This is a genomic window from Allochromatium humboldtianum (assembly GCF_013385175.1).
Classification (GTDB): Bacteria; Pseudomonadota; Gammaproteobacteria; order Chromatiales; family Chromatiaceae; genus Thermochromatium; species Thermochromatium humboldtianum.
Window position 1 is genome coordinate 107,686 of record NZ_JABZEO010000011.1, and the last position, 19,534, is coordinate 127,219.

Annotated in this window: 24 protein-coding genes; 13 read left to right on the forward strand and 11 right to left on the reverse strand. The window is 65.8% G+C overall.

The annotated features are described in order from the left end of the window. Positions 1-2 precede the first annotated feature (2 nt). The 3 genes from HW932_RS15630 to HW932_RS15640 all read right to left on the reverse strand — a co-directional run bounded on the left by HW932_RS15630 (position 3) and on the right by HW932_RS15640 (position 2,121). Entirely contained in the window at positions 3-758 is a 756-nt protein-coding gene (locus HW932_RS15630) for a uroporphyrinogen-III synthase (protein ID WP_176977421.1), read from the reverse strand. 3 nt (positions 759-761) lie between these two features. After that, on the reverse strand, positions 762-1,688 hold the full coding sequence (gene hemC, locus HW932_RS15635) for a hydroxymethylbilane synthase (protein WP_176977422.1): 927 nt from the start codon (positions 1,686-1,688) through the stop codon (positions 762-764). A gap of 166 nt (positions 1,689-1,854) precedes the next feature. Further along, positions 1,855-2,121: a hypothetical protein gene (locus HW932_RS15640; RefSeq protein WP_176977423.1), complete on the reverse strand. Its 267-nt coding sequence runs from the start codon at positions 2,119-2,121 to the stop codon at positions 1,855-1,857. 247 nt (positions 2,122-2,368) lie between these two features. Between HW932_RS15640 and HW932_RS15645 the strand changes: the two genes are divergently transcribed. The 9 genes from HW932_RS15645 to HW932_RS15685 all read left to right on the forward strand — a co-directional run bounded on the left by HW932_RS15645 (position 2,369) and on the right by HW932_RS15685 (position 11,764). Next, entirely contained in the window at positions 2,369-5,242 is a 2,874-nt protein-coding gene (locus HW932_RS15645; RefSeq protein ID WP_176977424.1) for a 2-oxoglutarate dehydrogenase E1 component, read from the forward strand. After that, entirely contained in the window at positions 5,239-6,504 is a 1,266-nt protein-coding gene (gene odhB / locus HW932_RS15650) for a 2-oxoglutarate dehydrogenase complex dihydrolipoyllysine-residue succinyltransferase (protein WP_176977425.1), read from the forward strand. The genes HW932_RS15645 and odhB overlap by 4 nt, the downstream gene beginning before the upstream one ends. Continuing rightward, on the forward strand, positions 6,497-7,036 hold the full coding sequence (locus tag HW932_RS15655) for a retropepsin-like aspartic protease family protein (protein WP_343047375.1): 540 nt from the start codon (positions 6,497-6,499) through the stop codon (positions 7,034-7,036). The genes odhB and HW932_RS15655 overlap by 8 nt, the downstream gene beginning before the upstream one ends. A gap of 2 nt (positions 7,037-7,038) precedes the next feature. Then, a complete protein-coding gene (locus HW932_RS15660) occupies positions 7,039-7,545 on the forward strand; it encodes a retropepsin-like aspartic protease family protein (protein WP_246296861.1) in 507 nt (168 codons plus the stop codon). An 81-nt stretch (positions 7,546-7,626) separates the two neighbouring features. Then, on the forward strand, positions 7,627-8,076 hold the full coding sequence (locus HW932_RS15665) for an alpha/beta fold hydrolase (RefSeq protein ID WP_246296862.1): 450 nt from the start codon (positions 7,627-7,629) through the stop codon (positions 8,074-8,076). A 115-nt stretch (positions 8,077-8,191) separates the two neighbouring features. Next, positions 8,192-9,109 (forward strand): DUF58 domain-containing protein, encoded by a 918-nt coding sequence (locus tag HW932_RS15670; RefSeq protein ID WP_176977428.1) that lies wholly within the window; start codon positions 8,192-8,194, stop codon positions 9,107-9,109. Between the two features lies 1 nt (position 9,110). Next, positions 9,111-9,659 (forward strand): DUF4381 domain-containing protein, encoded by a 549-nt coding sequence (locus HW932_RS15675; protein WP_176977429.1) that lies wholly within the window; start codon positions 9,111-9,113, stop codon positions 9,657-9,659. After that, positions 9,652-10,692, forward strand: a complete 1,041-nt coding sequence (locus HW932_RS15680; RefSeq protein ID WP_176977430.1) for a VWA domain-containing protein — start codon at positions 9,652-9,654, stop codon at positions 10,690-10,692. Before HW932_RS15675 ends, HW932_RS15680 begins: the two co-directional genes overlap by 8 nt. After that, on the forward strand, positions 10,685-11,764 hold the full coding sequence (locus HW932_RS15685) for a VWA domain-containing protein (protein ID WP_176977431.1): 1,080 nt from the start codon (positions 10,685-10,687) through the stop codon (positions 11,762-11,764). The genes HW932_RS15680 and HW932_RS15685 overlap by 8 nt, the downstream gene beginning before the upstream one ends. A gap of 79 nt (positions 11,765-11,843) precedes the next feature. Here the strand turns inward: HW932_RS15685 and HW932_RS15690 are convergent, their stop codons facing one another. From HW932_RS15690 to HW932_RS15710, 5 genes are all read right to left on the reverse strand, one after another. After that, positions 11,844-13,403 (reverse strand): long-chain-fatty-acid--CoA ligase, encoded by a 1,560-nt coding sequence (locus HW932_RS15690; protein WP_176977432.1) that lies wholly within the window; start codon positions 13,401-13,403, stop codon positions 11,844-11,846. A 98-nt stretch (positions 13,404-13,501) separates the two neighbouring features. Next, entirely contained in the window at positions 13,502-13,840 is a 339-nt protein-coding gene (locus tag HW932_RS15695; protein ID WP_246296863.1) for an Lrp/AsnC family transcriptional regulator, read from the reverse strand. Positions 13,841-13,913: 73 nt separating this feature from the next. Continuing rightward, positions 13,914-14,225 carry a hypothetical protein gene (locus HW932_RS15700; protein ID WP_246296864.1) on the reverse strand — a complete coding sequence of 104 codons (312 nt, stop codon included), beginning with the start codon at positions 14,223-14,225 and terminating at the stop codon, positions 13,914-13,916. 91 nt (positions 14,226-14,316) lie between these two features. Continuing rightward, on the reverse strand, positions 14,317-14,715 hold the full coding sequence (locus HW932_RS15705) for an HIT family protein (RefSeq protein ID WP_176977434.1): 399 nt from the start codon (positions 14,713-14,715) through the stop codon (positions 14,317-14,319). Between the two features lie 30 nt (positions 14,716-14,745). Next, on the reverse strand, positions 14,746-15,618 hold the full coding sequence (locus HW932_RS15710) for a PA4780 family RIO1-like protein kinase (RefSeq protein WP_176977435.1): 873 nt from the start codon (positions 15,616-15,618) through the stop codon (positions 14,746-14,748). A gap of 219 nt (positions 15,619-15,837) precedes the next feature. Between HW932_RS15710 and HW932_RS15715 the strand changes: the two genes are divergently transcribed. The 4 genes from HW932_RS15715 to HW932_RS15730 all read left to right on the forward strand — a co-directional run bounded on the left by HW932_RS15715 (position 15,838) and on the right by HW932_RS15730 (position 17,989). Then, entirely contained in the window at positions 15,838-16,236 is a 399-nt protein-coding gene (locus HW932_RS15715; RefSeq protein WP_176977436.1) for a YchJ family protein, read from the forward strand. Positions 16,237-16,478: 242 nt separating this feature from the next. Next, entirely contained in the window at positions 16,479-16,658 is a 180-nt protein-coding gene (locus HW932_RS15720; RefSeq protein ID WP_176977437.1) for a hypothetical protein, read from the forward strand. 3 nt (positions 16,659-16,661) lie between these two features. Further along, complete coding sequence (ybaK, locus tag HW932_RS15725; RefSeq protein WP_176977438.1) at positions 16,662-17,144, forward strand: Cys-tRNA(Pro) deacylase; 483 nt, start codon at positions 16,662-16,664, stop codon at positions 17,142-17,144. A gap of 125 nt (positions 17,145-17,269) precedes the next feature. Continuing rightward, positions 17,270-17,989 (forward strand): hypothetical protein, encoded by a 720-nt coding sequence (locus HW932_RS15730; RefSeq protein WP_176977439.1) that lies wholly within the window; start codon positions 17,270-17,272, stop codon positions 17,987-17,989. Between the two features lie 231 nt (positions 17,990-18,220). On the opposite strand, the gene HW932_RS15735 is transcribed toward HW932_RS15730, so the two are convergent. From HW932_RS15735 to HW932_RS15745, 3 genes are all read right to left on the reverse strand, one after another. Continuing rightward, positions 18,221-18,559: a zinc ribbon domain-containing protein YjdM gene (locus tag HW932_RS15735; RefSeq protein WP_176977440.1), complete on the reverse strand. Its 339-nt coding sequence runs from the start codon at positions 18,557-18,559 to the stop codon at positions 18,221-18,223. A gap of 215 nt (positions 18,560-18,774) precedes the next feature. Then, complete coding sequence (locus HW932_RS15740; protein ID WP_176977441.1) at positions 18,775-19,191, reverse strand: NINE protein; 417 nt, start codon at positions 19,189-19,191, stop codon at positions 18,775-18,777. A 3-nt stretch (positions 19,192-19,194) separates the two neighbouring features. Then, positions 19,195-19,527 (reverse strand): YebG family protein, encoded by a 333-nt coding sequence (locus HW932_RS15745; protein ID WP_176977442.1) that lies wholly within the window; start codon positions 19,525-19,527, stop codon positions 19,195-19,197. Positions 19,528-19,534: the final 7 nt, after the last annotated feature.

The following is a 19,534-nucleotide window of genomic DNA, read 5'->3' on the forward strand; positions in this document are numbered from 1 at the left end:
GGTCAGGATAACGCGATCAGTGCGCGAACGATGGACTCGTCGTCGGCGCGCTCGGCGACCCGGATGGTCTGGAAGCCCAGATCACGCGCGGTCTGAGCCGTGCGCTCGGCGATGACCACCAGCGGCGTGGCCAGCAGAGGCGCCCGCCCCTCCTGACCCAGTAGTTCGGCCAGATTGAGCAGCACCTCGTCACTGGTCGCCATCACGAAGTCGACTTCCTCGCACCAGCGTGCCAGTAGCGGCGCGACATCGACCGAAGGCCGCACGCGCCGGTAGACCTCGGCGAAACGTACCTCGGCCCCGCGCTCGGTCATGGTCTGGGCGAAGAGCGCCCGCCCACCCTCGCCGCGCACGATCAGTACCCGCCGACCGCGCATGTCGGCCAGTTCCGGCATCTCCAGCAACGCTTCGCTCTCGTAACGATCGTTCGGCACCAGATCGGGCGCGCGTCCGGCCGCCGTCAGCGCGCGCGCCGTGCCGCGTCCGACCGCCGCCACCCGCTCCACACGCGGCCAGCCAGCATCGGCGACCAGCGCCAGCGCCTGTTCGACCGCGTTGGGACTGACGAAATACATCAGATCCCAGGACTCGCCCAAAAGCGCGGTCGCCTCAGGATCGTGGGTCGGCTCGATGGCGATGGTCGGAAAGCGGATGGCACGCCCGCCCGCCGACTCGATCAGGCGGCACAGCAGCTCGGCCTGACCGGCGGGACGGGTCACCAGCACGCCGCGACCGGCGAGATCGGCAGGCGTGCTCATCGCTCAGTGCCCCAGGAGCGCGCTCAGGATGGCATCGGCGCCCTGCCCGAGCAGATCCTCGGCCACGCGCACGCCGATGGCCTCGGCCTCGGCACGCGGACCGGACGCCTCGGCGCGCAGGATGCGCGTTCCATCAGTGGTTCCCACCAGACCCTTGAGGATCAACTGATCGCCGTCGAGTACGGCATGACCGCCGATCGGCACCTGACAGCCGCCGTTGAGCCGCGCATTCATCGCACGCTCGGCGAGCACGCGGTCGGTGGTGTCGCGGTCGGCCAGGGGTGCGATGAGCTGATGCACGCGCGCGTCGTCGACCCGGCACTCGATGCCGATGGCGCCCTGACCGATGGCCGGCAGCGAGTCGACCGGATCGATGCAGTCACGGATGCGCGACTCGAAGCCGAGCCGGATCAGTCCGGCGGCGGCGAGGATGATGGCGTCGTACTCGCCGGCATCGAGCTTGGCCAGACGGGTGTTGACGTTGCCGCGCAGCGGCTCGATGCGCAGATCGGGACGGCGGTCGGCGAGCTGGCACTGACGACGCAGACTGGAGGTGCCGACACAGGCGCCCTCGGGCAACTCGGCGAGATTGGCATAGGTGTTGGAGACGAAGGCGTCATAGGGATTCTCGCGCTCCATGATCACCGCCAGATGCAGCCCCTCGGGGAACTCGACCGGCACGTCCTTCATCGAGTGCACGGCGATGTCCGCCTCACCGGCCAGCATCCCCTGCTCCAGCTCCTTGACGAACAGACCCTTGCCGCCGACCTTCGACAGGGGCGAGTCGAGCAACTGGTCGCCCTTGGTGGTCATGCCGATGATCTCGACGGTGAGACCGGGATGGAGCGCCTTGAGACGGGCGGTGACGTGCTCGGCCTGCCACATGGCCAGGGGGGACTTGCGGGTGGCGATACGAATGCTGTTGGACATGTTGGATCCTGGAGTCAAACCGCGTTCGACCGAAACGGGCGCAGACGTCGTCGCCGACGCGGTTCAAGATTGAAAACAAGATTGATCGACCGCACGGACGCGGCTCGGGGGGCGATTGTGTCACAGGATGGCGCGGCAGGTCTCGGATCGGTGCGCGGAAACGACCTCAGCGCAGGTCGGCATGGCGGCGTCGGGTGTCGAGGATCTGATTGGCGATGGCCTTGTGCAACAGCGTGAACAGCTTGCGTTGCGCGGCACGGTTGCTGCTAATAGGCTCGCCGATCAGTTCGAGACGGGCCTGGAAATAGGCGATGTCGGCCTCGAGCCTGGCTAGGTGGATGCGTGCCTCGCGGCGCACCTGGGCTTCGCTCTGACGATCCTCCAGGAACTCGGGGATCACGAGACGCTCGGCGGAATCCAGATCGTTTGGCATGGGTGTCTCGGGTTCATCCGGCATCGACCGCCATCGATGTGACTCGATGCACAGGCATGTGCTCAACCATTTAATATCATTATCGTTTCAATTGCATTTAGAGCAAGCGCGACGCCATGCATGACGACGTGTCGGGCACGGCGTCGGGTATGCTATAAAGCCGGACGCTGGGCTGCGTCCAGTCGCGTCGCGCCAAGCGATCCAACTAAAAAGAACACAGACCACCAAAGGCAATCGAACACTCCGCATGAGCACACTCTTAGATTTGTTCCGAGGCTCCAGTGCACTCTACGGCGGCAACGCCGCCTTCATCGAGGATCTCTACGAGCGTTATCTGGTCGATCCGGAGAGCATCGATGTCGCCTGGCGCGCGCGCTTCGACGGCTTGCGCCAGGAGGCGGCCAACGAGCCGGCCACCGCTGAAACGCCTCATGGCCCGATCCGCGACAACTTCCGGCGTCTCGCCCAGGAGCCGCGCGCACACGCCTCCAGCCGCACGGCCGACTGTCTGGACCCGGCCGCCGCCGAGAAGCAGGCGGCCGTGCTCAGTCTCATCAACGGCTATCGCTACCGCGGCCATCAGGTCGCCGACATCGATCCGATCCGATTGCGTGAGGCGCCGCGCATCGCCGACCTGGACCTGGATTATCACAATCTGGGGCCGGAGGACATGGACCAGGTCTTCAACACCGGCTCGCTCTATGCCCCGGATCGCCTGCCGCTGCGCGAGATCGTCAGCATGGTCCAGGAGACCTACTGCGGCACGGTCGGTTCGGAGTACATGCACATCACCAGCACCCAGGAGAAGCGCTGGATCCAGAAGCGTCTGGAAGGCTATCGCGCCAAGCCCGAGCTGGACGCGGCGGGGCGGCGCTGGCTGCTCACACTCCTGACCGCCGCCGAGGGCATCGAAAAGTATCTGCATCAGCGCTATGTGGGTCAAAAGCGCTTCTCGCTCGAAGGGGGCGATGCGCTCATCCCGATGCTCGACGAGCTGATCCAGCGCGCCGGACGCCAGGGGATGCAGGAGATCGTGATCGGCATGGCGCATCGCGGCCGGCTCAACGTGCTCACCAACATTTTCGGCAAGCCGCCGGCCGACATCTTTGACGAGTTCGAGGGCCGGGTCCAGATGGACTGGCGCCAGATGGTCGGCGACGTCAAGTATCACATGGGCTTTGCCACCGACGTCGAGACGCCCGGCGGTCTGGTGCATCTGGTGCTCGGTTTCAATCCCTCGCATCTGGAGATCATCAACCCGGTGATCGAAGGCTCGGTGCGCGCGCGCCAGCGCCGCCGGGGCGATCGGACCGGCGATCAGGTGCTGCCGGTGCTGATCCACGGCGATGCCGCTTTCGCCGGTCAGGGCGTGGTGATGGAGACGCTGCAACTGTCGCAGACGCGCAGCTATGGCACCGGCGGCACGGTGCACATCGTCATCAACAACCAGATCGGTTTCACCACCAGCCATCCGCTCGACGCGCGCTCCACGCCTTATTGCACGGATGTCGCCAAGATGGTGCAGGCGCCTGTGTTCCATGTGAACGGCGACGATCCCGAGGCGGTGATCTTCGTCACCCGGCTGGCGCTCGACTTCCGCAACCAGTTCCACAAGGACGTCATCGTCGATCTGATCTGCTATCGCCGGCTCGGTCACAACGAGGCCGATGAGCCGGCGGTCACGCAGCCGATGATGTATCAGAAGATCCGCCAGCATCCGACGCCGCGCGCGGTCTATGCCGAGCGGCTGATCGCCCAGGGGCTGCTCACGCACGACGAAGAGCAGGCGATGGTCACGTCCTATCGCGACTCGATCGAACAGGGCGTGCTCATTGCGCGTCCGGTGCTCTGCGGGCTGGACAACATCTCGCGGGTCGACTGGAGCTTCTGTCGCGGCAAGCACTGGAACCAGGACATCGACACCGGCGTGCCGCTGGAGACGTTGCGCACGCTCAGCGAGGCCATGCTGCGCTTGCCTGAGGGCTTCGAGCTGCATCCGCGCGTCGAGAAGCTGTGGGAGGAGCGGCGCAAGATGGCCCTGGGCGATCAGCTGCTCAACTGGGGCTATGCCGAGAATCTGGCCTATGCGTCACTGCTCGATGCCGGCATCCCGGTGCGACTGTCGGGTCAGGACGTCGGACGCGGCACCTTCGTCCATCGCCATGCCAAAATCCACGATCAGGTGACGGGCGAGTCCTACACTCCGCTCCAGCATCTGGGGCCGCATCAGGGCGCCTTCATCGCCATCGATTCGATCCTGTCGGAAGAGGCGGTGCTCGGTTACGAATATGGCTTCGCCACCGCCGAACCGCACGCGCTCACGCTCTGGGAGGCCCAGTTCGGCGACTTCGCCAACGGCGCGCAGGTGGTCATCGACCAGTTCATCAGTTCGGCCGGCACCAAGTGGGGGCTGTACTGCGGTCTGGTGATGCTGCTGCCGCACGGCATGGAGGGCCAGGGCGCCGAGCACTCGTCGGCGCGTCCCGAGCGCTTCCTGCAACTCTGTGCCGGGCACAACATCCAGGTCTGCGTGCCGACCACGCCGGCCCAGATGTTCCATCTGCTGCGCCGTCAGATGGTGCGGCCCTATCGCACGCCGCTGATCGTGATGACGCCCAAGAGCCTGCTGCGCCATCGGCTCGCCGTCTCCTCGCTCGACGAGCTGACCCACGGCCAGTATCAGGTGCTCATCCCCGAGACCGATCCCATCGATCCGGCCGAGGTCGAGCGCGTCGTCTTCTGTAGCGGCAAGGTCTATTACGATCTGCTGGAGGCGCGGCGCGCGCGCGGTCAGACCAATGTCGCGCTGCTGCGTATCGAGCAGCTCTATCCCTTCCCCAAGGAGGCGTTCGCGAGCGCGCTCGAACCCTATGCGCACGTCGAGGAGATCGTCTGGTGTCAGGAAGAGCCGCAGAACCAGGGCGCCTGGGACCAGATCAAGCATCGTTTCCACAACCTCATCCAGGAGGGCAAGCGGCCTTATTATGTCGGCCGCCCCGCTTCCGCCGCTCCGGCCGTCGGTCATCGCGCCGCCCATGTCGAACAGCATGAGCGTCTGATCGACGAGGCCCTGAACGGCCAGTACAACCCGACCATGAACAAAAGGATCCCGCCGCAATGAGTCTCGAAGTCCGCGTACCCGCCCTACCCGAATCCGTCGCCGATGCACGGGTGTTGACCTGGAGCAAACGGCCGGGCGAGGCGGTCAGAGAGGGCGAGAATCTGGTCGAGCTGGAGACCGACAAGGTGGTGCTGGAAGTACCGGCGCCGCGCTCCGGCGTGCTCAGCGAGATCCTGGCCGCAGAGGGCGCCATGGTCCATACCGATGACGTCCTGGCGCTGATCAGCGAGGGGGCGGTGAGCGTCGCGCCCGCCCCCAAGCCGGCGAGCACGCCAAGCACCGCTCCGACCGCAACGCCCACGCCGCCCGCCGCAGCGCCCCAGCCGAACGCACCACCCCATGTCACGCCCTCGGCGCGTCAGCTGGTCAAGGAACTGCACCTGGAGCCGAGCCAGATCCCCAGCCGCGATGGACGCATCCAGAAGGCCGATGTGCTGGCCTATCTGGATGCGCGCGAAGGTCAGGCGCCGGAGCGTCATCCCGATCTCGCCGCCGCACCAGCCACCCAGACGCCGGTCGAACCCGCGCTCGCCCCAACGCCGGCACTCAGTGGCGAGGCCGGCCGCCCCGAACAGCGCGTGCCCATGACCCGGCTGCGTGCGCGCATCGCCGAGCGTCTGCTCCAGGCGCAACAGAACGCCGCGCTGCTGACCACCTTCAACGAGGTCAATCTGAGCGCCGTCAACGCCCTGCGTGCGCGCTACAAGGAGACCTTCGAACAGCGGCACGGTGTGCGGCTGGGGCTGATGTCGTTCTTCGTCAAGGCGGCGGTTGAAGCCCTGCAACGCTTCCCGGTGCTCAACGCCTCGATCGACGGCGAGGACGTCCTCTATCACGGCTATTACGACATCGGCATTGCGGTCAGCTCGCCGCGCGGTCTGGTGGTGCCGATCCTGCGCAACGCCGATCAGCTCGGCATGGCCGAGGTCGAGCAGGGCATCGCCGACTTCGGTCAGAAGGCCAGGGACGGCAGTCTCAGCTACGAGGAGCTCACCGGCGGCACCTTCTCCATCACCAATGGCGGGGTGTTCGGCTCGCTGCTGTCGACCCCCATCCTCAATCCGCCGCAGAGCGCCATCCTGGGTCTGCACAAGATCCAGGAGCGTCCGATCGTCGAGAACGGTCAGATCGTGGTCGCGCCCATGATGTATCTGGCGCTCACCTATGACCACAGGCTCATCGACGGGCGCGACGCGGTGCAGTTCCTGGTCGCCATCAAGGAGCTGCTGGAAGATCCGGCGCGACTGCTGCTGCGTGTCTGACGAGGAGCGCGTCCGCGACGACTGGCCCGCCCGTCTCGGTCGGGCCATGCTGTTCGGGGCCTGGATCTCCGGACTGGCGTTGCTGGCGCTGTTCTTCCATCAATGGCTGGAACGGGACAACAATCCCAATCCGAATCCGCTCACGGTCCAGGGGGCCGACGGCGTGGTCGAAGTGGTGCTCCAGCGCAATCGCGCCGGACACTATGTCGCGAGCGGTAAGATCAACGGCGAGCCGGTGCGCTTTCTGGTCGACACGGGGGCGACCGATGTGGCGCTGTCGCTGGATCTGGCGCGGCGGTTGGATCTGCGGCTCGGTCCGGAGGGCACCAGCCGCACCGCCAACGGCATCACCCGCATCTGGCCGACGCGGCTGGCGCGGGTCGAACTCGGCGGACTGGTCGCGCATGGCGTGCGCGCGAGCGTGCTGCCGAACATGCCGGGCGACGAGGTGTTGCTGGGCATGAGTTTCCTCAAGCCGCTCGAACTCATTCAGCGCGGCGATACGCTGACTCTGCGAGGTCACTTGCCTTGAAGATGACAGGATTACTCCGCTACAACCGTCTCATCCTCATTGCTCTGCTGGGTCTGGCCATCGCGCTCGTGCTGAGCCAGGTCGGTCGGCGGGGCAATCCCAATCCGCGTCCGGTGGCCTATCTGGGCAGCGATGGGGTGCCCGAGGTGGTGCTCAAGCAGAACCAGCTCGATCAGTATGTGGTCACTGGACGCATCAATGGCGAGCGTATCGAGTTTCTGGTCGATACCGGCGCGGCGGATGTCGCCCTGCCCTATGGCGTGGCGCAGCAACTGGGTCTGCGGCTGCATCCGGGGGCGGTGAGCAAGACCGGCAACGGCAATGTGCGCAGCTGGACGGCCTGGCTCGATAGTGTCGATGTCGGGGGAGTGGTCGCGCATCAGGTCAAGGCGACCGTGCTGCCGAACATGGCCGGTGAACAAGCCTTGCTCGGGATGGCATATCTCAAGCATATGGAGGTGTGGCTGGCTGGGGGGCGGATGCGGTTGCGGCCGTATGTAACCCCATGAGTTGACTCGACGTTCCACCCAATCGGATGTGAACCGATGAAAATTTTGTTTTTGCACGGATGGTACTCGACCCCAGGCGGCATGAAACCCACGTTTCTACAAAGCCTGGGACATGAGGTGCTCAATCCCGCCCTGGATGACGATGACTTTCAGTTGGCCGTCGACGTCGCCCAGACCGCTTACGACCGGAACGCGCCCGATGTCATCGTCGGCTCTTCGCGCGGCGGCGCCGTGGCCATGCACCTCCAGTCCCGAGACACGCCCCTGGTGCTGCTGTGCCCGGCCTGGCGCGCCCACGGCCGGATAGATCGCGTCAAACCCGAGACCTGGATTCTGCACTCAAGGCAAGATGACGTCGTGGCCTATGCCGACTCGGAACGGCTGCTGGCACACAGCGGCCTACCCGCCTCGCGGCTGATCACCACGGGTTCCGATCATCGCCTGGTCGACCCGGATTCGCTGGACGCCTTGCGATCCCTCTGTGCCGCGCTCGAAAACGATCGGATCGAACAGACGCCCTCAGACGCCTGATCATTGCTCGGCCGACCAGTCCCAAAGCGGTTGCCCCCATTAGGTTGGAATGCGTTCTCGACTCCGGGCTTCCAGGATCCTGTTCACCCCAGTTCAAGGTCGCGCCACACACCGCATGAGCCTCTATCCCAGACTCGACGATCTGTTGGAACTGCGCCATCAGGCCCATTCGCTAGGTCTGCCGTCGCATCATCTGGTCAACTCGGCCTTTGCCGGACTCTATGCCTCGGTGTTCCGGGGTGCCGGAGTCAACTTCGAGGAGGTGCGCGAATACCGCGAGGGCGATGACATCCGCTACATGGACTGGAAGGTGACGGCGCGCACCAACGAACCGCACCTGAAGATCTTCCGCGAGGAACGCGAGCGCTCGGTGGTGCTCTGCGTCGACAAGGGACCGCACATGAGCTTCGGCACGCGCGGCACCTTCAAGTCGGTGCAGGCGGCGCGCGCGGCGGCGCTGATCGGCTGGGCGGCGAGCCGGCTCAACGACCGCGTCGGCGGACTGGTGTTCGGCGATCCGCTGGCCGGACTGCAACACTTCCGCCCCTCGCGCGGACGCCGCGCGCTCTGGCAGGTTTTACGCACCCTGACCGAACCCGGCGCCGAGATGGACCCCTCGATCGACTGTCTGAGCGGCGCACTGCGGCGCGCGACCTCGGGTCTGCCGACCGGCTCGCTGGTGTTCGTGATCGCGGATCTCAATCGCGAAGTCGCTGGTCTGGAACAGGTGCTGGGCGATCTCTGCCAGCGCAACACCGTGGTCTTGATCCCGGTCGACGATCCGGCCGACTGGGAGATCCCGGCCATGGGCGTGGCCACCTTCGCCGGCACCGACGGCGAGCTGGTCGAGATCGACACCAACGACCCCGAGGCCGCGCGCGGCTATCGGCGACTGTGGGAGGAACGGCGCGCACGGCTCCAGGCGATGGCGCACCGGCTGCACATCCTGCTGCTGCCGGTGCGCACCGACGCCGAGATCCATCTGACCCTCATCCACAACCTCGAACAGCGTGCGCGCTCGCGGGCCGTCTGACATGGATACGGATACGCTCTTCACACCCATCGAACCGCCCTTGCAGGCCCTGCGCGACATCCGCGACATCCCGCCGATCCCCTGGTGGCCGCCGGCACCGGGCTGGTGGCTGCTGGCGCTGGTCTGTGGACTGCTCGGCTATGCGCTCTGGCGCTGGCGTGTCCCGCTCAGTCTGCGTGTGCCCATTCCGGGCGTCACGCTCGGCACCTGGCGCTGGGACGCGGCCAGGGCGCTGCGCGATCTGAGCCGACGCGCGCGCACGGGTCAGGACGTCAAGCCCCTGGCCGGCGAGCTGTCGGAGCTGTTGCGCCGCATCGCCATGGCACGGCTCGGGCGCCCGGCCTGTGCCGGTCTGACCGGGACCGACTGGCTCGACTGGCTGGCGGCGCATGACCCGAACGGCTTTCCCTGGCACGAGCGCGGCCGGGTGCTGCTGGTGGCGCCCTATGCCCCGCCGGGAGCGGGTACGGCGGATATCCAGACGCTGATCGAGGCCGCCGAGGGCTGGGTGAGTGCCGGTGATCCCAAGCGAGGTGCGCGCGATGTTTGAGTTCCACTGGCCCTGGGCCGCGCTGCTGCTGCCGCTCCCCTGGCTCCTGCCCGTTCTGTGGCCGGATCGGCGCACGCAGGTCGACGAAACGCTGGAAGGCCGGCGCCAGACCCTGCTCCATCCGCGCCTCGACGATCTGCGCACCGCCTTCACCGCGCGCCGGCCCAGGCTCCAGCTCGCCGGCCGGCTCTATCGGGCGCTGCTCCATCTGCTGTGGATCGCGCTGGTCGTGGCCCTGATGCGCCCGCAATGGCTCACGCCCTATACCGAAGTCAGCACGCCGGGCTACGATCTCATGATCGCGGTCGATGCCTCGCACTCGATGGAGGCACTGGATTTCACGGTCGAGGGCCGTCAGGTCAACCGCATGGCGGTGGTCAAGGGCGTCATGGGACGCTTCATCGACGCGCGTGAGGGCGATCGGGTCGGGTTGGTCCTGTTCGGCAGTCAGGCGTTCATCCTCTCCCCGCTCACGCTCGACCGCCATGCCGCACGCCAGTTGCTCGACGGCGTGGCGCCGAGCATCGCCGGACCAGCCACGGCGCTCGGCGACGCCATCGCGCTCGGCGTGAGCAAGCTGCGCGAGCGTCCCGAAGGCTCGCGGGTGATGATCGTGATCGCCGACGGCGACAACAACGCCGGCAGCTTTGCGCCCAAGGAGGCGGCGTTGCTGGCGCGCGCGACCGGGACGCGGATCTATGTCATCGGCGTCGGCAGCAAGCAGCCGAGCATCCCGATCCTGGAGGAAGGCAGCGTGCGCTACCGCGACGACCTGACCATGGACGAAGGCACGCTCCAGGAGATCGCCGACCTGACCGGCGGCGGCTATTTCCGCGCGACCGACACCCGCGCGCTCGAAGAGATCTCGTCGCGCATCGGCCAGCTCGAAAAGACCGAGGCCGAGGCGCGTACCGCCTTCCTGCCCCGACCGCTCTACCGCTGGCCGTTGGGCGTGGCGCTCCTGGCCCTGCTCGGGCTGGGGCTGTTCCCCGAGGGTCGCAAACGCTTCGCGCGGAGGCTCGCCAGTGCTTGACCGAGGCTTTCATTTCGACCAGCCGCTGTGGTTCCTGGGGTTGCTGCTGATCCCGCCGGTGGCCATCTGGCTGGCGCGCAGTGCGGCTCAGGCGGCGCGCGCGCCCATCCATCGTTATGCCGATCCGCATCTGCTGCCGCACCTGACCGGGACGCGCGATCTGAGCGCGCCCGAGCGTTGGGGCCGGTTTCTGCGCTGGAGTCTGCTGTGGACGCTGCTGTTGACGGCGATGGCCGGGCCGCGCTGGGATTACACCGACCTGCGTCTGTTCCATCCGGGCAACAACCTGCTGGTGCTGCTCGACGTCTCACGCTCGATGCTGGCCGAGGATGTGAGTCCGAACCGGCTCGGTCGCGCGCGTCAGGAGTTGCAGGATCTGATCGTCCAGAACCGTCAGGTACGCCTGGGGCTGATCGTGTTCGCCACCGTGCCGCATGTGCTGGCGCCCATCACCGAGGACACGACGAGCCTGCTCAATGCCCTGCCGGCGCTCTCGGCCGATCTGGCCAGTCCGGGGCTTCAGGGCAGCAGTCTGACCCGCGCCCTGATGCGCGCCGAGAACCTGCTCGCCGGACTGCCTGAGGAGAGCGCGCGGGCCGTGCTGCTGATCTCGGATGGGGATTTCGATGAACCTGGATTGCGCGAGCAGGTCTCCAGGCTGGCCGAACAGGGTGTGCGTCTGCATGTGCTGGGTGTCGGCACAGCGAGTGGTGCAACAGTGCCCGCACCTCAGGGCGGTGTGATCGTCGATCCAAGTGATCCGCAGCGCCAGCCGGTGCGTTCGGTGCTGAACGAAGCGCTGCTGGAAGGGTTGGCTCAGGCGGGCGGCGGACTCTATCGGCGTGCCGACTATCGCGACGGCGATACCCAGGCCATTCTGGAAGCGGCGACCGTCAGCCGTCTGCCTCCCGAAGCGAGCGATGCGCGCACCCGGATCTGGAACGAGCGTTACTGGCTGCTGGTGCTGCTGGTCGGGGCGCTGCTGCTGCCTCAGTTCCGCGAACTCGCGCGACGGCCGGCGCGGCGGCCGACCGATCAGCAATCCGCTCGTTCTCCCTCACCGAACGCCTGAGAGCCTATCCTTTATTCCAAAAACACCGTGTCAATCGGTTTTTCAGACCCGGTGTTACCAACCAACGTCGAGAGCGCCCCTACGGCAGACTGACCCCGCGTTCATGCTCGCCGGTGCGTCGCAACTCGCGCTTGAGGATCTTGCCGGCGGCATTCTTCGGCAGCGCCTCGACGAGTTCGATGCGCCGTGGCAGTTCGTGGCGGCCGAGTTGGGCACGGCACCAGTCTTTCAGGGCGCGCGTGTCGAACTCACCCTGACCCGGCACGGCCGTGACATAGGCCACGGGGATCTCGCCATGCAACGGGTGCGGCTCGCCGACGACGGCGACCTCGGCCACGCCGGGATGGCGGATCAGTATCTCCTCGATGATCCGGGGATAGACGTTCATGCCGTTGGTGATGATCAGATCCTTGATCCGGTCGACCAGATAGAACCAGCCGTCGCTGTCGCGCCAACCGAGATCGCCGGTGCGGAACCAATCGCCGTGGAAGCTGGCCTGGGTCTCTTCGGGAAGGTTCCAGTAGCCGCGCATGACACTCGGACCGCGCACGCAGACCTCGCCATGCTCGCCGTCGGGCAGCCAGTGTCCGTCCGGGTCGGCGATGCGCATCTCCACCCCCGGCAGGGCCGGACCGACCGAACGCGGCTTGCGCGGCCCTGACGGCGGGTTGACGCAGGTGACAGGCCCGCATTCGGTGGGGCCGTCGCCCTCCAGGATCGGGATCGCGAAGCGCGCCTCGAATGCCTGCATCACCGCCTCGGGCATGGCCGCACCGCCGGAGATGCACAGACGCACCGACTTCCATTGCGCGACCTGGATGTCGTCGAGTCGCAGCAGCACCGCGTACAGGCTTGGCACGCCCAGGAAAATGGTCGCACGATGCGTGCCGATGGCCGCCGTGATCAGGGCGGCATCGAAACGCGCCACCGGAACCAGCGCCGCACCGGCGAGCAAGGGCATCAGAATGCCGACGGTCGCTGCAAAGGCATGGAACATCGGCAGCACGACCAGAACGCGATCGCCGTCGGCACCGGGGCGGATCTCCAGCACCTCGGCCACCGCCGTCGCATTGGCCGCCAGATTGGCATGGGTGAGCACGGCGCCCTTGGGTCGACCCGTGGTGCCGGACGTGTAGAGGATCACGGCCGGATCCTGGTCCGGATCGATGATCGGCGCGGGCGGGTCGACGGCGGCGGTGAGATCGTCGATCCGGACGTCGACCGTCTCGGGATCGACCGGGCCGATCCCCAGGCGCAGGGTCACACTGGGCGCCTCGGCCAATGCGGCGGCGGCCTGTTGCGCAAAGGCGGCCTGGAAACAGAGCGCCTTTGCGCCGGCATCGTTCAGTACGAACGCGATGGCCGTTGGCGGGAGCAGCAGATTGATCGGCACGACACAAGCGCCGGCCTTGAGGATCCCGAGATAACAGCACACGAATTCCGCCCCGTTCGGGCAATAGAGCCCGACCCGATCACCGGGCATGATTCCACGCTCGGCCAGAGCGGCGGCGATCACGTCGCTGGCCTCATCGAGATCCGCATAGGTCCAGAGGCGCTCATCGGTGAGGATGGCGGGGGTATCGGCCAAGCGTTTGGCCGTATGTCGGAAGCGTTCGGACAGCGTGCGGGTGGAGGCCATGGGTTCTGGTTCTGAGTCTGTGCCGATCATGGGATGAAATGCAGCTCCTCTTCGAGTTGCCTCAGACGCGCCCGCACCGCCTCCGGCTTTGGCGCGTGTTAGTCCGCCGTGCTCCCCAGGGAGAACATGGCTTCCAGGTCATGGCGCGAGTACGCCTTGAAGGCAAGCATCGTGTTTGTCTGCTCGATGCCCTCGATCTTCTGCAGTCGATTCGTGACCAACTCGGCGAACGCGTCGTTGTAGGCCACACGCGCCACAGCCACCACGTCATAATTGCCGCTGACCGAGAAGACCTCGGAGATCTCCGGCATGTCGGCGAGTCGTTCCGCGACCTCGTTCACCCTGGTGCGCTCGACGTTGATCAAAATGATGGCTGTAATCATGGGGGGCTGGACTCCTGATTCGAGTTCTGGCGGCAAGAAAGCGGCTTCGCTCATGATGAAGCAGGTCGGCGCTGATCGGCAAGTTGCCTGATTGGGTACAGGGCGCACCTGATCGCTGGCCGATCGATCACCTCGACGACCGATCCTCGAAGCAGGCCAGCCCCGTACCCGTGGTGAAGGCCTCGCATGAGCTCATGTAGGAGACGCTGTTGTCGCGATGGATGGCCACCACATGATGCCCGCCCTTGGCACAGGCCACGGCCACCAGGGCATCCGTGTTCGAGCCGGTGCCGAGTGCACGGGTGTTCTCGATACCCTGACAGTCATGCCCGGCACGGGTGATGACGACTTGAAAGGCTTGTTGGGCCAGCTGGGCGGCCGCGGGTGACGCAGTCACGGTGATGACCAGCGCCAGAAGCCAGCCGCGCCCGTATGACATCGATGTATCGATCATTGAACAATCCCCTTGGTTTGCAAGTCTTCGCGCGTCAGGCGCTGACGCCGTGACCACCAGGCCGCGTTCGGTGCGCTCACTCGCCCAGAACCGCCGCGCGAAGCGCCGCGATCTCCGACTCGGCCCAGTCGCGCCGCTCCTCCAGATGTCCCCACACCGGTCGCGGCCAACAGGCATCGCCGGGGCGACGCCCGATGACATGGATGTGGAGCTGGGGCACCAGATTGCCGATCCAGGCGACGTTGATCCTGGGATAGCCCAGGGTGCGCAGGGCATCCGAAACGCGCGTGCAATCGGCCAGAACCGCGTCCCGGTGCGCGGTCGGCAGATCCAGTAGATTGGTCTGATCGGTTTCGGGGACCAGGATGAACCAGGGCACGGCGCCGTTACGATGCAACAGCAGATGGGTCGCGGGCAAGCGCCCGAGCCTATGACAGTCGGCCAGGAGCTGGGAATGGAGAGCGAAGGACGGCATGATGACCTCGAATCGACAGGGTGGGCCGGCTCACTGTGGAACCGGTTCAGCGTCGAGCAAATCGCCGTCACGCGCTTGTCGACGACGCTGCGCCTCCTCCTCGGCATCGTGGATTTCGTTCAGCAGGTCGTCGAGATCGACCGTCCGATGTTGTCCCTTGAAATGCCCGGTGAGGCTGATCTCGGGTGTCAGATGGCCATGTTCGTACAGGTGCCAGATTTCCTCGCCATAGCTGGTGGTCAGCAGTTCCGGGGCGAACTGACCGAAATACGCCGCCAGATTGGCGACATCGCGCTTGAACATCCAGGGCGCATGGTTGTTGGCGGCGGCATCGACGGCCTGGGGCAGATCGATGATCACCGGCCCCTGCGCATCGACCAGGATGTTGAACTCGGAGAGATCGCCATGGATCAAGCCGATGCCGAGCATCCTGACCACGTCGGCGATCAGTGAGGCGTGATAGGCCCGCGCCTGCTCGGGGGTCAGATCCAGATCGTTGAGCCGGGGCGCCGCCTCGCCATCAGCGTCGGTGATCAGCTCCATCAGCAACACGCCGTCGATGAAATTGTACGGCTGGGGCACCCGCACTCCGGCCGCCGCCAGACGATAGAGGGCATCGACTTCGGTGTTCTGCCACACATCTTCCTGTTCCCGGCGGCCATAGCGGGAGCCTTTGGCCATCGCCCGCGCCTGACGACTGTTGCGCACCTGCCGCCCTTCGCGATACAGCGACTGCTTGTGGAAACCGCGTTGGTCGACCGCTTTATAGACCTTGGCGCAGCGGACGACCCCGTCGGCGCGCACCACATAGACCGCCGCCTCCTTGCCGCTCTTGAGTGAGCCGAGAACTTCATCGATCAGTCCCTCCTGGACCAGCGGTTCGAGACGTTTGGGAATTTTCATGGATGTCTGGACGTGAAATCGGGAAGACAGGCTGGGATGGATCGCCATCCGGATCTTGCGTGGCCCGAATGGCGACCCGGCGGATCACGCACCTCGGGTATCACGCACGAGCAGGATATCATTGCCGGACCGGCCACATTGAGAGACCGTGCATGGCCTGCAGCTCGTCGCCGAGCACTCCATGCCGGTGAACAACTTCACCCTGGTGTGGGAGCAAATATGAACGTTCAAACCCTGTCCAACGCCTCCTGTCCCTGCGGCTCCGGTCGCCCCTTCGACGGCTGTTGCGGTCCCTATCTGTCCGGCCGGACCGTACCGCCGACGGCCGAGGCCCTGATGCGCTCGCGCTACAGCGCCTTTGCCACCGGGCAGGCCGACTATCTGCGCGCCACTTGGCATCCGACGACTCGCCCGGCCACGCTGACCCTGGAGCCGGGGATCCGCTGGCTCGGTCTCAAGATCCTGAGCACCGAAGCCGGAGGTGAGGCTGATCAGGAGGGCTGGGTCACATTCGTCGCCCGCTCCAAGTTCCAGGGCCGCGCTCAGCGCCTCCAGGAGCGCAGTCGCTTCGTGCGCGAGCATGGGCGCTGGTTCTATGTCGAGGGCGAGTTGAGTTGAGGTCAGCGCAGACTGCGACCCCATTCGCGATACCGATGCCCTGACGACCGCCCTCGCTGACCTCAACGCCTTGGACCAGGGCGGCTGGTCGCTCTCCGGCGGCCAGTTGTGCAAAACCTTCGTCTTCCCGCCAAGGATGAGGCACGCCGGCTGGATCTGGATGGCTGCACACCCGGTGAGACTTGAAGCACCCCGCCCAGCTCGGGATACTACGACGACATCCGCCACACGGAGTCCGCCCGATGTCCTACGAAACCAACACCCGCGTCACTGTCGTCGACATCCAGATGCCGTTCTGGTCGATGGTCGTCTTCATGGTCAAGGCGGCCATCGCCTCGATCCCGGCCGTCTTCATCCTGACGGTCATCGCCTCGGTGTTCATGACGATCTTGAGCGCCCTGTTCGGTTCAGGTCCGCGCTGACCGATGAAACCCGCCAAGGAACCCGTCACCCAGGCCGTGCGCGTGCTGCGCGCCGCCGGCGTGCCCTTCGAGGGCCACCCCTACACCTATGTCGAGGGCGGCGGCACGGCCCAATTCGCGCGTGAACTCGGGGTCGACGAACGTCTGGTCATCAAGACGCTGGTCATGGAGGACGAGCAACGCCACCCCATGCTCGTCCTCATGCACGGCGATCGTCAGGTCTCGACCCAGGCGCTCGCCCGCGCCATCGGCGTCAAACGGATCACGCCCTGCGATCCCAAGGTCGCCGACAGGCATTCGGGCTATCAGGTCGGGGGCACCTCCCCGTTCGGCACGCGCCGCGCCATGCCAGTCTACTGTGAGCAGGGCATCGCCGACCTACCGCGCCTCTATATCAACGGCGGCAAGCGCGGCTACATCATTTCACTGGCGACGGCCGATCTGCTGCGCGTGCTTCAGCCGACCCTGGTGAGCATGGCGGTCTGACGCTCGCAAGCACGGGAGTCCCTGGAGACCTGGATGAAACGCATCGGATGGATCATCGGCTTGATCGCCCGTCTGGAAACGCCGGCCTGGTCGGTATCCGAGAAGCCGCCAAAGGCGATCACCACATGAAACCACCCTCGCCCCCCGTCGTCTGGGAGATCGACATCCCGCTGGCGACCAATCCGCGTTTACTCAAGACCCTGGCCCTGGTCTCCGGTCTGGCGGCGCTGATCTCCAGCCTCTTCATGAGCGTCATCCTGGGCGCCCAGAGCGACTGGGACGACATTGCGCCCCTGCTGGGAATCTTTGCCTTGGTTGGCCTGGGGATGTTCGTCAGCTTCGTGCTGATCGCCCTGACGGTACAAACACTGGAGCACAGAACCATGCCATTCACCACACTGTCACGCGGGGCGCTGTGGAGCCTGCTGCTCATGCTCCTGACGTTCGGAGCCGTTCAGGCCGATGCCGTCACTGAGGTCGAGCGGATCCTCGACGACATTCGCCAGGATCAGCCGGTGCCGCGCCTGGACTATCTGCACCCTGTCGCGCCCATGAATCCCGGATGCGCGCTCTTCGAGGGGCAGTATGGCGCCGTCACCCTCCAGGTCGAGACCCATCCCGACAGTCCGCGTGTCGCCTCGCTCCTGCTGCGGATCCCCGGCCCGGATCAGACCCGCGCCCTGCTCCCGGCCGTCTCGCGCGTACTCGGAGCACCGCACAGTCAGGATCGGTACCAGTCGAGTTATAGCTGGGACTGGCCCGAGTATCGGGCCGCCTCGCTTCACTATGTCCCCGGCGGACCCGGCGCACCGGGCCAGACGATCGTGTCGCTGTTCTATCGCTAGCCGATCCGGCTGACTGGACCATCGAGGACATCCCTCATTCAGGTACGCCCACGCTCACGGGGCCCTGCTGGGTCTGGTCGCCGGCGATGCACTCGGCGCCACGTTGGAGTTCACCCGTCCCGGCACCTTAGCGGTACATGATCACACGGGACGCAACAGGTATCGCCGCCCGCCCTCCTGTTCAGCTGGAACAAGGCGATCTTCTGACCGGCGACCACGCCTCTCAGCGGTTCATGCCTTCTTCAGAAACTCCGCTTTCAACAGAAAGCTCCCGGCGTCGGTCTTGCAGTCGACGGCATGATCGCCGCCCACCAGCCGGATGCCCTTGATCTTGGTGCCGACCTTGAGCGTCGTCGAGGTGCCCTTGACCTTGAGATCCTTGATCAGCACCACGCTGTCGCCGTCGCTGAGAAGCTGCCCGTTGGCGTCCTTGACCACGAGGGCGTCCTCGTCGCCCGCTTCATCGGCCTGTTGGGGCCACTCATGGCCGCAGTCGGGACAGATGTAGAGATCCCCATCGGGATAGGTGTTGTCCATCGAGCAGTGGGGACAGGGTGGCGGTGTGGTCATCGGTCGGTCGTCATTGGTTGGTCTTGAAAGGGGGGCATCATACCGGATCGGACGACGCCGGCACCGGCTTTCGACGCCCCCGCCACCCGGGTGACTGAAACCAAGGCCCCGGCTCCGTGAGCGGGGCCGGGGTCTATTCGCCAACCCAAACCCCGGCCCTGTCGGATCTTATCGATGGCGGTCAGCCGGTCGCCGTTGATCCGAACTCGCCGGACTCAGGCCCGCCCGGAGCGCTGTGCGTCATTGACCGCCTCGATCTGCGCGTTGAGCGTCCAGTAGTCGTAGAGATAGCCGACCAGGAACAGTCCCCCGGTCAGCAGCCAGATCAGCCCCGTGATCCACTTGCCCAGATAGAAGCGGTGGACGCCGAACAGCCCGAGAAAGGTCAGCAGAATCCAGCTCAGGTCATAGTCCTTGACGCCTGGGGCATAGCGCCGATCGGCACTCCGGCTCATGCCTGGAATCAGGAACAGGTCGATGATCCAGCCGATCAGGAACAGCCCCAGCGTCAGAAACCAGAGCGTGCCGGAGATCGGCTTGCCGTAGTAGAAGCGATGCGCGCCCATGAACCCGAAGATCCATAGCAGATAGCCCATCAGCGGCGAGTGGGTCGCGACCTCCCGGTCGGGCATCGGTCAGACCTTCACGGCTTTGAGCGGCGCGGGTTCAGTCGGCTTGGGTTCAGGCCGGCTCTCAGGCGCCGACTCCGACCCCGCGCCCGGCTCCAGTTCCACCGACTTGCCCTTCAGGATCAGCTCGACCTCGCGCGCATGACGCGCCAGATGCACCGTCAGCGTCTCCAGGTCGTCATCGGGCAGGTTCGGCAATACCGACCCGGCGCGCAGCCAGTCGGCCAGCCGCTCGGCGTTCTCCAGAATCCGGTCATAGGCTTCGGCAGCCTTCTTGTCGGCGGTGCGCAAGCGTTCCACTCCCCGGCGGTCACGGACGATGTATTCGATCTCGATCATGATGCGG

Bases quoted from the DNA above. Each gene is read 5' to 3' on its own strand.
- HW932_RS15630 (WP_176977421.1), bottom strand. From the start codon at position 758: ATGAGCACGCCTGCCGATCTCGCCGGTCGCGGCGTGCTGGTGACCCGT.
- hemC (WP_176977422.1), bottom strand. From the start codon at position 1,688: ATGTCCAACAGCATTCGTATCGCCACCCGCAAGTCCCCCCTGGCCATG.
- HW932_RS15640 (WP_176977423.1), bottom strand. From the start codon at position 2,121: ATGCCAAACGATCTGGATTCCGCCGAGCGTCTCGTGATCCCCGAGTTC.
- HW932_RS15645 (WP_176977424.1), top strand. From the start codon at position 2,369: ATGAGCACACTCTTAGATTTGTTCCGAGGCTCCAGTGCACTCTACGGC.
- odhB (WP_176977425.1), top strand. From the start codon at position 5,239: ATGAGTCTCGAAGTCCGCGTACCCGCCCTACCCGAATCCGTCGCCGAT.
- HW932_RS15660 (WP_246296861.1), top strand. From the start codon at position 7,039: ATGACAGGATTACTCCGCTACAACCGTCTCATCCTCATTGCTCTGCTG.
- HW932_RS15665 (WP_246296862.1), top strand. From the start codon at position 7,627: ATGAAACCCACGTTTCTACAAAGCCTGGGACATGAGGTGCTCAATCCC.
- HW932_RS15670 (WP_176977428.1), top strand. From the start codon at position 8,192: ATGAGCCTCTATCCCAGACTCGACGATCTGTTGGAACTGCGCCATCAG.
- HW932_RS15675 (WP_176977429.1), top strand. From the start codon at position 9,111: ATGGATACGGATACGCTCTTCACACCCATCGAACCGCCCTTGCAGGCC.
- HW932_RS15680 (WP_176977430.1), top strand. From the start codon at position 9,652: ATGTTTGAGTTCCACTGGCCCTGGGCCGCGCTGCTGCTGCCGCTCCCC.
- HW932_RS15690 (WP_176977432.1), bottom strand. From the start codon at position 13,403: ATGGCCTCCACCCGCACGCTGTCCGAACGCTTCCGACATACGGCCAAA.
- HW932_RS15695 (WP_246296863.1), bottom strand. From the start codon at position 13,840: ATGAGCGAAGCCGCTTTCTTGCCGCCAGAACTCGAATCAGGAGTCCAG.
- HW932_RS15700 (WP_246296864.1), bottom strand. From the start codon at position 14,225: ATGTCATACGGGCGCGGCTGGCTTCTGGCGCTGGTCATCACCGTGACT.
- HW932_RS15705 (WP_176977434.1), bottom strand. From the start codon at position 14,715: ATGCCGTCCTTCGCTCTCCATTCCCAGCTCCTGGCCGACTGTCATAGG.
- HW932_RS15710 (WP_176977435.1), bottom strand. From the start codon at position 15,618: ATGAAAATTCCCAAACGTCTCGAACCGCTGGTCCAGGAGGGACTGATC.
- HW932_RS15715 (WP_176977436.1), top strand. From the start codon at position 15,838: ATGAACGTTCAAACCCTGTCCAACGCCTCCTGTCCCTGCGGCTCCGGT.
- HW932_RS15720 (WP_176977437.1), top strand. From the start codon at position 16,479: ATGTCCTACGAAACCAACACCCGCGTCACTGTCGTCGACATCCAGATG.
- ybaK (WP_176977438.1), top strand. From the start codon at position 16,662: ATGAAACCCGCCAAGGAACCCGTCACCCAGGCCGTGCGCGTGCTGCGC.
- HW932_RS15730 (WP_176977439.1), top strand. From the start codon at position 17,270: ATGAAACCACCCTCGCCCCCCGTCGTCTGGGAGATCGACATCCCGCTG.
- HW932_RS15735 (WP_176977440.1), bottom strand. From the start codon at position 18,559: ATGACCACACCGCCACCCTGTCCCCACTGCTCGATGGACAACACCTAT.
- HW932_RS15740 (WP_176977441.1), bottom strand. From the start codon at position 19,191: ATGCCCGACCGGGAGGTCGCGACCCACTCGCCGCTGATGGGCTATCTG.
- HW932_RS15745 (WP_176977442.1), bottom strand. From the start codon at position 19,527: ATGATCGAGATCGAATACATCGTCCGTGACCGCCGGGGAGTGGAACGC.